13 protein-coding genes are annotated in these 14117 nt (G+C 64.2%); 8 read left to right on the forward strand and 5 right to left on the reverse strand.

The window, feature by feature from the left end; translation table 11 throughout:
* Positions 1-90: 90 nt before the first annotated feature.
* On the reverse strand, positions 91-480 hold the full coding sequence (locus E5221_RS04155; RefSeq protein ID WP_013970841.1) for a nuclear transport factor 2 family protein: 390 nt from the start codon (positions 478-480) through the stop codon (positions 91-93).
* Positions 481-896: 416 nt separating this feature from the next.
* On the opposite strand from E5221_RS04155, the gene E5221_RS04160 reads away from it, so the two are divergent.
* The gene (locus E5221_RS04160; RefSeq protein WP_247846892.1) at positions 897-1916 is read left to right on the forward strand and encodes a transporter; all 1020 of its coding nucleotides are present in this window, start codon (positions 897-899) and stop codon (positions 1914-1916) included.
* Positions 1917-1931: 15 nt separating this feature from the next.
* Here the strand turns inward: E5221_RS04160 and ehuA are convergent, their stop codons facing one another.
* From ehuA to ehuB, 4 genes are all read right to left on the reverse strand, one after another.
* Positions 1932-2726: an ectoine/hydroxyectoine ABC transporter ATP-binding protein EhuA gene (ehuA, locus tag E5221_RS04165; protein ID WP_220467664.1), complete on the reverse strand. Its 795-nt coding sequence runs from the start codon at positions 2724-2726 to the stop codon at positions 1932-1934.
* A 59-nt stretch (positions 2727-2785) separates the two neighbouring features.
* The gene (gene ehuD / locus E5221_RS04170) at positions 2786-3442 is read right to left on the reverse strand and encodes an ectoine/hydroxyectoine ABC transporter permease subunit EhuD (protein WP_003256382.1); all 657 of its coding nucleotides are present in this window, start codon (positions 3440-3442) and stop codon (positions 2786-2788) included.
* On the reverse strand, positions 3439-4098 hold the full coding sequence (gene ehuC / locus E5221_RS04175; protein ID WP_013970844.1) for an ectoine/hydroxyectoine ABC transporter permease subunit EhuC: 660 nt from the start codon (positions 4096-4098) through the stop codon (positions 3439-3441). Before ehuC ends, ehuD begins: the two co-directional genes overlap by 4 nt.
* 62 nt (positions 4099-4160) lie before the next feature.
* On the reverse strand, positions 4161-5015 hold the full coding sequence (ehuB, locus tag E5221_RS04180; RefSeq protein ID WP_247846893.1) for an ectoine/hydroxyectoine ABC transporter substrate-binding protein EhuB: 855 nt from the start codon (positions 5013-5015) through the stop codon (positions 4161-4163).
* Positions 5016-5254: 239 nt separating this feature from the next.
* On the opposite strand from ehuB, the gene E5221_RS04185 reads away from it, so the two are divergent.
* The 7 genes from E5221_RS04185 (at position 5255) to E5221_RS04215 (ending at position 14009) form a co-directional block, all read left to right on the forward strand.
* On the forward strand, positions 5255-6649 hold the full coding sequence (locus E5221_RS04185; protein WP_061552025.1) for a PLP-dependent aminotransferase family protein: 1395 nt from the start codon (positions 5255-5257) through the stop codon (positions 6647-6649).
* 214 nt (positions 6650-6863) lie between these two features.
* A complete protein-coding gene (eutB, locus tag E5221_RS04190; RefSeq protein WP_247846894.1) occupies positions 6864-7835 on the forward strand; it encodes a hydroxyectoine utilization dehydratase EutB in 972 nt (323 codons plus the stop codon).
* Between the two features lie 30 nt (positions 7836-7865).
* Positions 7866-8858: a cyclodeaminase gene (locus tag E5221_RS04195; protein WP_182329719.1), complete on the forward strand. Its 993-nt coding sequence runs from the start codon at positions 7866-7868 to the stop codon at positions 8856-8858.
* A 36-nt stretch (positions 8859-8894) separates the two neighbouring features.
* Positions 8895-10085 (forward strand): ectoine hydrolase DoeA, encoded by a 1191-nt coding sequence (gene doeA / locus E5221_RS04200; RefSeq protein ID WP_247846895.1) that lies wholly within the window; start codon positions 8895-8897, stop codon positions 10083-10085.
* Positions 10086-10088: 3 nt separating this feature from the next.
* Entirely contained in the window at positions 10089-11108 is a 1020-nt protein-coding gene (gene doeB, locus E5221_RS04205) for a N(2)-acetyl-L-2,4-diaminobutanoate deacetylase DoeB (RefSeq protein WP_052261083.1), read from the forward strand.
* A 36-nt stretch (positions 11109-11144) separates the two neighbouring features.
* Complete coding sequence (locus E5221_RS04210; protein ID WP_247846896.1) at positions 11145-12611, forward strand: NAD-dependent succinate-semialdehyde dehydrogenase; 1467 nt, start codon at positions 11145-11147, stop codon at positions 12609-12611.
* A gap of 12 nt (positions 12612-12623) precedes the next feature.
* Positions 12624-14009: an aspartate aminotransferase family protein gene (locus E5221_RS04215; protein ID WP_247846897.1), complete on the forward strand. Its 1386-nt coding sequence runs from the start codon at positions 12624-12626 to the stop codon at positions 14007-14009.
* The last annotated feature ends 108 nt before the right edge of the window (positions 14010-14117 follow it).

A 14117-nucleotide genomic window follows, 5' to 3' on the forward strand; every position in this document is an offset into this window, starting at 1 on the left:
TGATGCTCCAGCGCGGTTGTTGTGGGCCGGCGCAGTGCGCGGGCCTTCTTGTGGGTGCGATGGCAGGGCGGCAGGGCCGCGTAAAGGGGATCAGGCCGGCGATACGACCGACAGGTGCTCGTGGCAGGCCAGCCACCGTTCGCCGTGGCGGCGGAAGACAATGGTTTCGCGCTCGCTCAACTGGTGTTCTTCGCCGGCGATGCGGATGTGCGTGGCCACATCATGCATGAAGATCGCCATGTCACCTTGCAGGCTCACCTGGGCATTGCCCGATTCGCAGGCGAGCACGGCAAACCCGTCGGCCTGCCATTGGGCCCAGAGTTGCTCGTAGGCATGGCGCGACAGCAGCGGTTGCGGCAGGGTGTGGAAAAGGAAGGTGGCGTCTTCGCTGAAGCAGGCGAAATAGCGAGCGGTGTCGTTGCTGGCGAACGCCGCAACGAGGTCGGCGGCGGCTTGCCGTACCTGGAGTGTCTGGTCCACGGGAGTGGCCTCACGGTTCTTGTGATTGTGGTGAAGCGATTCTGGTGGCGGTTGGCGAGGGGAAAAATCGCTGCGGGCAAATAATCAGTTCAGGAATTTGTGAAGTGATGGCTGCGCTTTCTCAGGTTTCGCACTGCGCATCCTGTGGGAGCGGCTTTAGCCGCGAACACCGGCGCAGCCGGTGCCAGGCACCGCGTTGGATTCTTCGCGGCTAAAGCCGCTCCCACAGGGGATTGCGCCAACTTTTAGAATTTGAGCAAGACAGTTGCTCCCCCAGGGTATGCGGACCGCTTGCGAATTCGGCTCTCTACGCGACAGCGCAGCCCAAAGGGCTTTCAGCTATCCAGCTGTCATCTGACTGCAACGAATATTCAGCAACCTTTCTGCCATCTCCCCGTGCCTCATTGCGAGTTCGAATGGGCCATCCCGCGCTGCATCTGCCACAGGACCACGACCTGTTCGGCCTGCTCTACGCCTTCGCCTTCCGCCCTGGCCAGCCGGGGCGCGAAATCGATTCGGCGCAGTTGTTGCGCACGCTCGGCCAGCCGCTGGAACCTGGCGAGTTTCTCTGGGTGCACCTGAACCTGGCCCACGCTGCCTGCGAACGCTGGTTGCGTACCCACGTGCAGTTGCCCGAAGCCTTCTTCGAAACCCTGCGCGAAGGTTCGCGCTCGACCCGTATCGAACACGCCGACTCGGCGCTGCTGGCGGTGGTCAACGATGTGGTGTTCAACTTCGGCCTGGTGTCCTCGAACATCTCCACGCTGTGGGCCTGCGCCAGCAGCCAGTTGCTGGTAAGCGCGCGGTTGCAGCCGCTGCATTCGGTGGACAAGCTGCGCTCGTCGGTCAAGCATGGCGAGCGCTTTCATTCGTCCATCGAGTTGCTGGTCCATCTGTTGCGCGACCAGGGCGATGTGCTGACCCAGATCGTGCGTGAAACCACCACCAGCGTCGACCGCATCGAAGACCAGTTGCTGTCCCAGCGCCTGAGCGACAACCGCGCCGAACTGGGCAGCATGCGCCGGGTGCTGGTGCGCTTGCAGCGCCTGCTGGCGCTGGAGCCGGGGGCGCTGCTGCGCCTGCTCAACCGGCCGCCCGACTGGCTGCAGGAACAGGACATACGCCAGCTGCGCGCGGCCACAGAAGAGTTCACCCTGGTGATCAGCGACCTCACCGCCCTCGGTGAGCGGATCAAGCTGTTGCAGGAAGAAATCGCCGCCAAGCTCAACGAACAGACCAACCGCACCCTGTTCACCCTGACCGTGGTGACCGTGCTGGCGCTGCCCATCAACATCATCGCCGGCTTCTTCGGCATGAATGTCGGGGGTGTGCCGCTGGCGGAAAACCCCCATGGTTTCTGGGTGCTGGTGGCCCTGGTGGCGACCTTCACCGTGCTGGTGGGGCGCTGGGCGTTTCGCAAGCGGCGCGAGTACTGACGCGACGATCGCCGGTCAGTTCGCCTCCCGCACTGCACTCAGGAACGCCCGGGTCCGCTCCTGTTGCGGGTTTTCGAAGATCTGCGCCGGCGTCCCCTGTTCGTGGATCTGCCCCTTGTAGAAGAAGCACACCCGATCCGCGAACTCCCTGGCAAAGCCCATCTGATGCGTCACCATCAGCATGGTCAGGTTGTGTTCGCTGCCCAACCGGCGGATCACGTTCAGCACCTCGCCACACAGTTCCGGGTCCAGCGCCGAGGTCACTTCGTCGAACAGCATCACCTTGGGCCGCATCGCCAGCGCCCGGGCAATCGCCACGCGCTGTTGCTGACCTCCGGACAATTGCGACGGGTAATGCTCGAACTTGTTGCCCAGGCCAACCATCTCCAGCAGCTCCGCAGCCCGTTCGCGCGCCTCGGAGGGCTTCACGCCCAGTACCTGGACCGGGGCTTCGATCACGTTCTGCAAGGCACTCATGTGCGGGAACAGGTTGAAACTCTGGAACACCATGCCGATCTTCGCGCGCACTTTGCGTACATGGCGCTCGTTGGCGATGAGCTGCTCGCCGTTGCGCCCGGGCATGTGGGTGAGCGATTCGCCATCGACTTCGATCATGCCCTGGTCGATGCCCTCAAGCGTCATCAGTACCCGCAGCAACGTCGATTTGCCCGAACCGCTGGGGCCGATGATCGCCACCTTTTCGCCGGGGGCGACATCGAGGTTGAGGCCGTCGAGCACGGTGAAACTGCCGTAGCGTTTGGTCACGTCCTTGAAGCTGACGATTGGTTGGGCAATGGCCGGTGTGGGCATGTGGGTGTCCAGCGGCTGGGTGACGGTGGCAGTGGCGAAGTGAGTCACAGGGGCGATCATCAGCGGAGCTCCAGGCGCACTTCAAGGCGCCGAACGAGGTAGGCCAGAGCGACGCTCAAGGCCAGGAAGAACAGACCGACCAGAGTGATCGGCTCGAGGTAGCGGAAGCTTTCGGAGCCGACGTTCTTGGCCTGCTGCATGATTTCCACCACGGTGATGGCCGACAGCACCGGGGTGTCCTTGAGCATGGCGATCAGGTAGTTGCCCAACGGCGGCAGGATCGGGCGAATCGCCTGGGGCAGGATGACTGCCCGGTAGGCGGTCCACGGCGCGAAGTTGAGGGCGACCACCGCTTCCCACTGGCTGCGCGCCACCGAGTCGAGGCCGCCGCGGTAAACCTCGGCCAGGTAACAGGCGTAGTGCACGCCGATACCGATGATGCCGGCCTGCATGGCCGTCATGTTCACCCCGTAGTTGGGCAGCACGTAGTAGAGGAAATACACCTGGATCAGCAGCGGCGTACTGCGGATGAACTCGATCAGCAATGCCACCGGCCACGACAGCCAGGCCTGGCGGCTGCGTCGGGCGATGGCCAGGAACAGGCCCAGCACCACTGCGATCAGGAAGCCAACCAAGGTGATGCCCAGGGTTTTCAGCGACGCCTGCAGCAAGTCGGGCAGGATTTGCGCGACGTAGTTCCAGTCCCAGAAATTCATGACAGGCTCCCCCGCAGGCGACCACGGCTCAGGCGCCGTTCGACCCGACGCATGAGGAAGTTGATGACCTGTGCCAGGACGAAGTAGAGCAGCAGGGTGAGGCTGAAGATTTCCAGGGTCTGGAAGGTCGCCTGGTCCAGCTGACGGGCGCGGAAGCTAAGGTCCGACAGGGTGATCAGCGACACCAGCGAGGTGTTCTTCAGCAGTTCGATCAGCAGGTTGGTGCCAGGTGCGATGGCCGCCAGCAATGCCTGCGGCAGGATGATCCGCCGGAAGCGGGTGGTGGCGGGCATGTTCAGCGCGGTGCAGGCTTCGTACTGCCCCTTGGCCACCGAGCTGATCGCCCCGCGCATCACTTCGGCACCGTAGGCACCGATGTGCAGCCCGAGGCCGACGATGGCCACGGTGTAGGCGCTGAGTTCGACGTTGAACGGTGGCAGCGGCAATACGAAGAACAGCCAGAACAACTGCACCAGCAGCGAGGTGCCACGGAACAGCTCGATGTAGGCCACGCACAGCCAGCTCAATGGCCGCCATGACGAACGCCGGCCGAGGGCGGCGAGGATCGCGGCGACGATGGCCAGCAGCGAGCCGAAGAAGGTGACCTGGATGGTGATCCAGGCGCCTTGCAGTAACAACGGTATCAATTCACCCATGGTTCGACCTGAATAATCGGATTACACAGGGAATGGCACGGCAAGCGCCATGCCACCTCGATTCACTGCTGGGCACAGAGCTCGGCGGCGGTCTTGTCAGTCACGTTGCTGCGGTCGAAGCCGAACGGCGCGACGGTCTTCAGATGCTCCTCGCTGCCCAGCCACTTCTTCATCTCGGCGTTGACCGCGTCGCGCAGGGCTTTGTCCTCGGGGCGGAAGGCCAGGGCACCGTAGCCGGTGTGGGCCGGGTCGTCCGTGAAGTCGCTGATCGCCTCGACCTTGTCGCCACCCTTTTTCGCCAGGCCCTTCATGGTCAGCTGGGTGCCCACGGCAGCATCGGCGCGGCCGGCGCGCACGGCCTGCAACTGGGCGGTGGTGTCCGGCACCTGAAGGATCTGCGCATCCGTGATGCCGGAGTCGCGGGCATAGGCGAGGTTGACCGTGCCGGCCATGATCGCCAGCTTCACGTCCGGGTTCCCGGCGATGTCGGCGTAGGTGTGCAGGTTCTTCGGATTGCCCTGTGCCACCAGCAGAGTGTCGGGCAGGGCGTACTGCGGGTCGGTGAAGATCACCTGCTTGCAGCGTGCGGGGGTGATGTACATGCCTGCTGCAATCACATCGAAGCGCCCGGCGCGCAAGCCCGGGATCAACGAACCCCACTCGGTGAGCACGCCATCGACCTGCTTGATGCCCATTTTCTCGAAGATGATCTTGGCGATTTCCGGTGACTCACCGGTTACACGGCCATCGGTTTCGGTGAAGGCGAACGGGGTTTCGTTGGCGTAGCCGATGCGGATGCGGCTGGTTTCCTTGATCTCGTCCAGGCTGGCGGCCTGGGCGCTGGAGAGCACACCGACGGCGGCACAGGCCATCAGCAGGCGCTGGAAGGGGCGTGGAACGTTGAAAGGCTGGCTCATCAATGAAGCTCCTGTTTGTTATAAAAACCGTCGTCGACGGCTCTGTGTTAGGAGGCAGTGGAGCAAAACAGCGATAGCAGGTCGGTCTTTTGTTCGAGGCTGCCAGGCAGCGGGAGTTCGACCTTGGGGCGAGCATACAAAAGCTGAAACGGCGATGGCATTGCACTAGGACAATTGCCCGAAGCACTTGTACGGGGGATGCTGTGACCCTGGCCCCGGCAAGCGAAGCGAACATCATGATGAACAGTTGGAAGGCAGCCCTGGACGCGGCTCGCATCGGCGAGTCCAAATACAAGATCCTGGTCCAGGCCGTCACCGGCGAGATCGAGCGCGGCGTATTGGTACATGACCAGCGCCTGCCACCGCAGCGACAGGTAGCCGATGCCCTGGGCATCAGCGTGCAGACCGTGACCAATGCCTACAAGGAACTGGAGCGACAAGGCCTGGTGCGTTGCGAGATCGGCCGTGGCAGTTTCGTCAGCCGGCGCATGAGCGACCGTGTGTCGGATGACATCATCGACCTGCCCGAGCGTACCCTGGTCGACTTCTCCATCACCCGCATCCTGCACACCCAGGTGCATGAGCGCATCTGGCGCGACACTTGCGCCGAGCTGGCCGTGGAAGAGGACCAGCCGTGGATCCATGCCTACCGGCCCATCGCCGGTTTCGAGAGCCACCGCGAGGCCGCGGTGCGCTGGCTTGCCGGCCTGGGCATGCAGGTCGAGCGTGACGATGTGCTGGTAACCAACGGCGCCGCCCACGCCATCTTCCTGGCCCTGGCCTCGCTGGCCGGGCCGGATGATGTGGTGCTGTGCGAGGGGTTGACCGACCATGGCGTGATCGGCAATTCACAGGTGCTCGGTTTCACCCTCAAAGGCCTGGAGATGGACCGTGAGGGCATCAACCCGGAACATTTCGAGGACATCTGCAGCAACGAGCGGGTGACCGCGTTGGTGTGCACACCCAACCTCAACAACCCGACCGTCAGCCTGATGCCCGACAGCCGGCGCCAGGAGATTGCCGAAATTGCCCGGCGCTTTGGCGTGCATATCATCGAAGATGACGTTTATGGGCCGCTACTGGGTGGCAGCCATGCCAGGCCGCTCAGTTCCTATGCGCCGGAACTGTCGTTCTATTGCACCAGCATGACCAAGTCGGTGCTTACCGGCCTGCGCGTGGGCTATCTTGCCATGCCCAAGCGGCTGGCGCTGCGCACCGAGAGCATCTTGCGGGTCAACAGCTGGATGGCCACGCCCCTGGTGGCGGAGATTGCATCGCGCTGGATCAACGACGGGCGCGCGGCGCAGCTGGTGGCGCTGCAGCGCACCTTGCTGGGCGAGCGTCAGGCGTTGTTGCGTGAGTACCTGGGGGATTATGTGCGTGGTCAGCACGCCCATGCCCTAGGGGCGTGGCTGAACATTCCCGAGCGCTGGGAAGTGGACAGCCTGGTGCGTGCCTTGCGCCGCCGGCAGATTGCGGTGACGCCGCCGGAGCCGTTCCTGGTGCGCGGTACACCGCGGCCACGGGCCGTGCGCTTGTGCGTAGGCGCCGAGTGTTCCGAGGCAAAGCTGCGCCAGGCCTTTGGCGATATGCGGGAGTTGTTTGGGCAGTATCCGCAGATCCACGAGCTTTGAGCGGCCTGTACCGGCCTCTTCGCGGGTAAACCCGCTCCTACAGGTTCCGTGCGGGGTTCAGGAAATGCGCGATTCCTGTGGGAGCGGGCGCGCCCGCGAAGAGGCCGGTACAGGCAAAAACAAATTCCCCGGCAAATTGCCCTAGTACATTCATCACGACAATTTTCGCCTCATACACTCCGCCCAACATCAGCTCACTTGTTGGGTCCCGGTCATGTCAGCGCTCTCGCTTCACGATCTCTACCTCGCCCGCCAGCGTATCCACGGCCTGGTGCGCAGCACGCCGCTGGAACTTTCCCCCAGCCTGTCACGGCACCTGGGCACGCCGGTCTACCTGAAGCTCGAAGCCCTGCAGACCACCGGCAGCTTCAAGCTGCGCGGCGCCAGCAATGCCATCGCCGCACTCAGCGCTGAACAACGCGCTTGCGGCGTGGTTACGGCCTCCACCGGCAATCACGGCCGGGCGGTGGCCCACGCTGCTGCGCAACTGGGCGTGAAGGCAACCGTGTTTCTTTCGCAACTGGTGCCAGCCAACAAAGTCCAGGCCATCCGCGATCTGGGCGCCGAAGTGTGCATCGTCGGCCACTCCCAGGACGATGCCCAGCACGCCGCACAACAACATGCCGACCAACAGGGCGCAACCCTGATCCCACCTTTCGATCACCCTCAGGTCATCGCCGGCCAGGGCACGTTGGGCCTGGAAATCATCGAGCAGTTGCCCGAGGTGGAGCAGGTGCTGATTCCGCTCTCCGGTGGTGGCCTGTTCGCAGGTGTGGCATTGGCCATGAAAAGCATCAAGCCGGCGATCACCACCCATGGCATCAGCATGCAGCGCGGCGCGGCGATGTACGCCAGCCTGCAGGCCGGCAGGCCGGTCGAGGTTGAGGAGCTGCCGACACTCGCTGACTCGCTCGGCGGCGGCATCGGCCTGGGCAACCAGCACACCCTGAACATGACCCAGCGTCTGCTCGACCAACTCCACCTGCTGCCGGAAGCGTCGATCGCCAATGGCATGCGCCACGCCTACCAGCACGAACGGTTGGTACTCGAAGGTGCCGGTGCAGTCGGCATCGCCGCGCTGCTCGACGGCTTGGTGACGGCCCGCGGCCCGGTGGTGGTGGTGGTCAGCGGGCGCAACGTCGACAGCGCACAGCATCAGCGCGTCATCAATGGCGGCGACGCCTGAAATTCACGTTCCTTCACTGGAGGTATTCGAATGCCGGCCATCACCTTGCTCAGCGAAGCCGACCTGCGTAGCTGCATTACCCTCGACCGCGACGCGATCGATGCCATCGAGCAGGCCTTTGCCCTGCTTGCCACGGCCAATGTGGCGATGCCGCCGATCCTGCGCCTGGATGTGCCCGAGCACAACGGCGAGGTGGACGTGAAAACCGCCTACCTGCCTGGGCTGGAGCGTTTCGCGATCAAGGTCAGCCCAGGCTTTTTCGACAACCCCAAGCTTGGCCTGCCCAGCCTCAACGGCATGATGATGCTGCTGTCGGCCCGCACTGGCCTGCTCGATGCCTTGCTCCTCGACAATGGCTACCTCACCGCCGTGCGCACCGCTGCAGCCGGTGCGGTGGCTGCCCGCTGGCTGTCGCGGCAGGACAGCCGCAGCGTGGCCTTGATCGGCAGTGGCGAACAGGCACGCCTGCAGCTGCAGGCACTGCGTCTGGTGCGGCCGATCGAGCAGGTCAAGGTGTGGGGGCGCGATGCGCAGAGAACCGCAGCGTTATGTGATGACCTGGGACGTGATGGGCAACTGCAGGTACAGGCCTGCGACAGTGTCGACCAGGCCATGCAGGCGGTCGATATCGCCATCACCTGCACCCCCAGCCGCGAGCCGCTTATCCAGCCGCATCACCTGCAACCGGGGCTGCACATCACTGCCATGGGCTCGGATGCCGAGCACAAGAACGAGATCGCGCCCACGGCCCTGGCCCGGCTCGACCGTTATGTCGCCGACCGCCTGAGCCAGACCCGCGTGCTGGGCGAACTGCACCACGCCTTGCGCGCTGGCGCGGTCAGCGAACAGGCCGTTCATTCCGAGCTGGGCCAGATCATTGCCGGCCTGCTCCCGGGCCGTGTGCAGGCCGAAGAGGTCACCCTGTGCGACCTGACTGGCACCGGGGCCCAGGACACCGCCATCGCCAACCTTGCCTTCGAACGCGCAATCGCCGCCAACAAAGGCCTGGCGTTTCACAGCTGACAGTTTTCACAACCCACTCACAAGAAGGGCATCCGTATGTCACAGACAGTGGTCAACCTGCCGTTCAGCCGGCAGGAGTACGCCCAGCGCCTGGCCAAGACCCGCGCTGCCATGCAGCAACAGGGCCTGGAGCTTTTGCTGGTTACCGATCCATCGAACATGGCCTGGCTCACCGGCTATGACGGCTGGTCGTTCTACGTGCACCAGTGCGTGCTGCTGGCGCTCGATGGCGAGCCGATCTGGTTTGGCCGCGGCCAGGACGCCAATGGCGCAAGGCGCACGGTGTTCATGCAGCACGACAACATCGTCGGCTACCCGGACATCTATGTGCAGTCACGCGAGCGCCACCCGATGGACTACCTGTGCCAGGAGGTGATTCTGCCCAAGGGCTGGGGCGGCCTGAGCATCGGCGTGGAGATGGACAACTACTACTTCAGCGCGGCGGCCTACCAGGCGCTGTGCAAGCACTTGCCGCAGGCGCGCTTCAGCGATGCCGCCGGGCTGGTCAACTGGCAGCGGGCGGTCAAGTCGCCGCAGGAAATCGAATACATGCGTATCGCCGCGCGCATCGTCGAACAGATGCACGGGTGCATCCTCGAACGCATCGAGCCCGGCATACGCAAGAACGAGCTGGTGGCCGAGATCTACCGCAGCGGCATTCTCGGTGTCGATGGCCATGGCGGCGACTACCCGGCCATCGTGCCGTTGCTGCCGACTGGCGCAGATGCCAGCGCGCCGCACCTTACCTGGGACGATTCCCCGTTCACCCGCGGCGCCGGCACGTTCTTCGAGATTGCCGGCTGCTACAAGCGCTACCACTGCCCGCTGTCGCGTACCGTGTACCTGGGCAAGCCGCCGCAACACTTTCTCGATGGCGAAAAGGCGGTGGTCGAAGGTATCGCGGCCGGCCTCGATGCTGCGCGGCCAGGCAATACCACCGGTGACATCGCCAGGGCGTTCTTCCGTGTGCTGGAGAAGTTCGGCATACACAAGGACAGCCGCTGTGGTTACCCGATCGGTATCAGTTACCCGCCAGATTGGGGCGAGCGCACCATGAGCCTGCGCCCGAGCGACACCAGCGTGCTGCAACCGGGCATGACCTTCCACTTCATGCCAGGGCTGTGGATGGACGACTGGGGCCTGGAGATCACCGAAAGCATCCTCATCACCGAGACCGGGGTCGAGACCCTGTGCAACGTGCCGCGCCAGCTGTTCGTGAAGGACTGACCCATGAATGCAATCGCACAGGCCGCCGCCACGGTGGCCAACCCGATCACCTGTACCTTGGATTTCGAGCAGGACGGTGTGCAGCACGGCTTCCTCAAGCTGCCGTACTCGCGTGACGACTCGGCCTGGGGGGCGGTGATGATTCCGCTGACGGTGGTCAGGAATGGCAATGGCCCTACTGCCTTGCTCACTGGTGGCAATCACGGTGATGAATACGAAGGCCCGGTGGCGCTGAGCAAGTTGGCTCAGCAGCTGCAGCCCGAGCAGGTAAACGGGCGGGTGATCATCGTGCCGTTCATGAACACACCGGCGTTCCAGGCGGGCACCCGTACTTCGCCGATCGACCGGGGCAACCTTAACCGCAGCTTCCCTGGCCGGCCTGATGGCAGCGTGACGGAAAAGATCGCCGATTATTTCCGCCGCACCTTGTTGCCGTTGGCCGATATCGTCCTGGACATCCACTCCGGTGGTCGCACCCTCGATTTCCTGCCGTTCGCTGCATGCCATGTGCTGCCCGACAAGGCCCAGCAGGCCCGCTGTGAAGCCGGCATGCAGGCCTTCGCCGCGCCCTACAGCATGCGCATGCTCGAGCTGGATGCGCAGGCGATGTACGACACCGCGGCAGAAGAGCAGGGCAAGGTGTTCATCACCACCGAACTGGGCGGTGGTGGCACCTCCACGGCGAAAAGCGTGGCCCTGGCGGAGCGCGGCGTGCGCAATGTGCTGATTCACGCCGGCATCCTTGCCGGCGAAGTGGAGCAGGGCGAGACAACCCTGCTGGACATGCCCGATGGCGATTGCTTCATCGCCAGCGAGCACGACGGATTGCTGGAGATGTGCCGCGACCTGGGCGAAACGGTCAGCCAGGGCGAAGTGATCGCCCGTATCCATGACATCCGCCGCACCGGCAGCGCTCCGGTCGAGTACCGCGCCCGACGCGATGGCTTGCTCGCAGCCCGGCACTTTCCCGGCCTGGTGCAGTGCGGCGACACCCTGGCGGTGATAGCCGACGTACTGGCCTGAACCTGGCGCCACGACAACGAGGTATGGAGAACAGTCATGTCACACCACTACCCATTCAACAGCCTGTGCTACGTCGATGGCCAATGGCTGCACAGCCACAGCGGCAACAGCATCGCCGTGCATGACCCGGCCAACCGCCAGGTCATCGGCCATGTGCCGCTGCTCGACCACGAGCAGATCGTCGCCGCGGTGGATGCCGCCCAGCGGGCTTTCCCGGCCTGGCGCCAGCAGAGCCTGGACAGCCGCGCTGCGCTGTTGCGGCGCTGGGCTGAATTGATGCTCGAGCACCAGGAGGCTCTGGCGCGCATTCTCAGCGAGGAACAGGGTAAGCCGCTGGCCGAAGCACGCGGTGAAATCGCCTATGCGGCAAGCTTCATCCCCTGGTTTGCCGAGGAGGCCCGGCGCCTCAACGGGCAGACTATCCCCAGCCATATTCCGGGTGCCCAGCTGAGTACGCTGAAGGAGCCCGTCGGGGTCTGCGCGCTGCTCACCCCGTGGAACTTCCCCAGTGCCATGATCACCCGCAAGGCGGCTGCGGCGTTGGCGGCCGGCTGCACGGTGGTGGTCAAGCCGGCCCACGAAACACCGTTTTCGGCGCTGGCCCTGGCCCAGCTGGCAGAGGACGCCGGCTTCCCGCCGGGGGTGTTCAACGTGGTAATCGGCGAGCCGCAGATGGCCATGGAAACCCTGGTGCGCGACAGCCGCGTGCGGGCGGTCAGCTTCACCGGCTCGACCCGTGTCGGCAAGCTGGTGCTGCAAGCCGCAGCTCAGGATGTGAAGAAAGTGGCGCTGGAGCTGGGCGGCAACGCGCCGTTCATCGTCTGCGCCGATGCCGACCTGGAGCTGGCCGTGCGGGTGGCCGTGGCCGCCAAGTTCCAGACGTCTGGCCAGGACTGCTGCGCGGCCAACCGGATCATGGTGCAGCGGCCGTTGTACGAAGCATTCCTGATGCGTTTCGCCGAAGCGGTGCGGGCGTTGAAGGTTGGCCCGGCGATGGTCGATGGCGAGGAGACGGCGGCAGAGGTCGGCCCGTTGATGCACCAGGCCGCCTTCGATGCCACCCAGGCCCGGGTCGAGGACGCCCTGCAGCGTGGCGCCCGGCGCCTGGTCGGAGGCGAGGGACATGCGCTGGGTGGCTGGTTCTTCCAGCCGACGGTGCTCGCCGATGTCACGCCGGCGATGCGCATCTACCAGGAAGAAAACTTCGCGCCTATTGCCGGGGTCATGCCGTTCGACACGCTGGAGCAGGCCATCACCATGGCCAATGACACCGAGTACGGCCTGGCTGCCTACATCGTCGGCAACCGCCTCGATGTCGTGCACCCGCTGGTGCGCCGGCTCGACCACGCGATGGTGGCGATCAACGGCGTCAAGTTCACCGGCCACCCCATCCCGTTCGGCGGCATGAAGGCCTCGGGCCTAGGCCGCGAAGGCGGCAGCGAGGGCTTCGAACCCTTCGTCGAAACCAAATACGTTTGCTTGCACCACCACGGTCAGTTCTAAGGAGTGTTTGCCATGAGCCAAGATTTCAGCCAGCTGTTCGAACAGGACCGCGCCCACTTCATGCACCCTTCGACCCACGCCCATGACCACGCCAGCGGCGCGCTCAAGGGCCGGATCATCACCGGTGCCGAGGGCATCCGCCTGCGTGACCATGAAGGCCGCGAACTGATAGACGCCTTCGCCGGCCTGTACTGCGTGAACATCGGTTACGGGCGTACCGAGGTCGCTGACGCCATCCATCGCCAGGCCAAGGAGCTGGCGTATTACCACACCTACGTCGGCCACTCGACCGAAGCGATCATCGAGCTTTCCAGCCGCATCATCGACTGGGCGCCGGCCGGGATGAAAAAGGTCTATTACGGCCTGTCGGGTTCCGATGCCAATGAGACCCAGGTTAAGCTGGTGCGCTACTACAACAATATCCTCGGTCGTCCACTCAAGAAAAAGATCATCTCTCGCGACCGCGGCTATCACGGCTCGGGCATCATGACTGGCAGCCTTACCGGCCTGCCCAGCTTCCACCAGCATTTCGACCTGCCGGTGGAAGGCGTCAAGCATACGGTCTGCCCGCACTGGTACCGCAAGGCACCGGCCGGCATGGACGAGCAGGCCTTCGTGCGCTACTGCGCCGACGAGCTGGAGCAATTGATCCTGGCCGAAGGCCCCGATACCGTCGCCGCGTTCATTGGCGAGCCGCTGATGGGCACCGGTGGCATCATCGTGCCGCCCAAGGGCTACTGGAAGGCGATCCAGGCCGTGCTCGATCGCTACGACGTGCTGCTGATCGCCGACGAAGTGGTGTGCGCCTTCGGCCGCCTGGGCTCGAAGATGGGCAGCCAGCGCTACGACATCCGCCCGGACCTGATCACCACGGCCAAGGGCCTGACCAGCGCCTATGCGCCTCTGTCGGCAGTGATCGTTGGTGAGAAGGTGTGGAACGTGATCGAAGAAGGCTCGCAGAAGGCCGGCCCGATGGGCCACGGCTGGACCTACTCCGGGCACCCGATCTGCGCGGCGGCGGCGCTGGCCAACCTGGATATTCTCGAGCGCGAGAACCTGACCGAGAATGCCGAAGTGGTGGGGGCATACCTGAACCGGCGCATGCGCGAAACCTTCGAAGGCCACCCGCTGGTAGGTGAAGTACGGGGTGACGGCATGCTTTGCGCAATCGAGTTCATGGCCGATCGCGAGGCGCGTAAGGCGTTCGATCCGGCGTTGAAAGTCGGGCCACAGGTGTCGGCAGCGTGCCTTGAGCGCGGGATGATCGCCCGGGCCATGCCGCATGGTGACATTCTCGGTTTCGCACCGCCGTTGGTGCTGGACCAGGAGGATGCCGAAAAGATCGTCGCCATCACCAAGGTGGCGGTCGATGAGGTAGCTGGCAAGGTGCTCGGCTGAGCATTGCAGGGGCCGCCATGCGGCCCCATCGCCGGCCTTGGCAGGCGAACCGACTGACGGTTCCATCCACCTTTCATCCTTGCCTACGCTGATATTCCCAACCCGCTA

The organism is Pseudomonas sp. A2 (assembly GCF_023100865.1).
GTDB lineage: Bacteria > Pseudomonadota > Gammaproteobacteria > Pseudomonadales > Pseudomonadaceae > Aquipseudomonas > Aquipseudomonas asiatica.

Coding starts and splice junctions, on each gene's coding strand:
- doeB (WP_052261083.1), top strand. CDS start 10,089: ATGAATGCAATCGCACAGGCCGCCGCCACGGTGGCCAACCCGATCACC.
- ehuB (WP_247846893.1), bottom strand. CDS start 5,015: ATGAGCCAGCCTTTCAACGTTCCACGCCCCTTCCAGCGCCTGCTGATG.
- ehuD (WP_003256382.1), bottom strand. CDS start 3,442: ATGAATTTCTGGGACTGGAACTACGTCGCGCAAATCCTGCCCGACTTG.
- ehuA (WP_220467664.1), bottom strand. CDS start 2,726: ATGCCCACACCGGCCATTGCCCAACCAATCGTCAGCTTCAAGGACGTG.
- doeA (WP_247846895.1), top strand. CDS start 8,895: ATGTCACAGACAGTGGTCAACCTGCCGTTCAGCCGGCAGGAGTACGCC.
- E5221_RS04185 (WP_061552025.1), top strand. CDS start 5,255: ATGAACAGTTGGAAGGCAGCCCTGGACGCGGCTCGCATCGGCGAGTCC.
- ehuC (WP_013970844.1), bottom strand. CDS start 4,098: ATGGGTGAATTGATACCGTTGTTACTGCAAGGCGCCTGGATCACCATC.
- eutB (WP_247846894.1), top strand. CDS start 6,864: ATGTCAGCGCTCTCGCTTCACGATCTCTACCTCGCCCGCCAGCGTATC.
- E5221_RS04215 (WP_247846897.1), top strand. CDS start 12,624: ATGAGCCAAGATTTCAGCCAGCTGTTCGAACAGGACCGCGCCCACTTC.
- E5221_RS04160 (WP_247846892.1), top strand. CDS start 897: ATGGGCCATCCCGCGCTGCATCTGCCACAGGACCACGACCTGTTCGGC.
- E5221_RS04210 (WP_247846896.1), top strand. CDS start 11,145: ATGTCACACCACTACCCATTCAACAGCCTGTGCTACGTCGATGGCCAA.
- E5221_RS04195 (WP_182329719.1), top strand. CDS start 7,866: ATGCCGGCCATCACCTTGCTCAGCGAAGCCGACCTGCGTAGCTGCATT.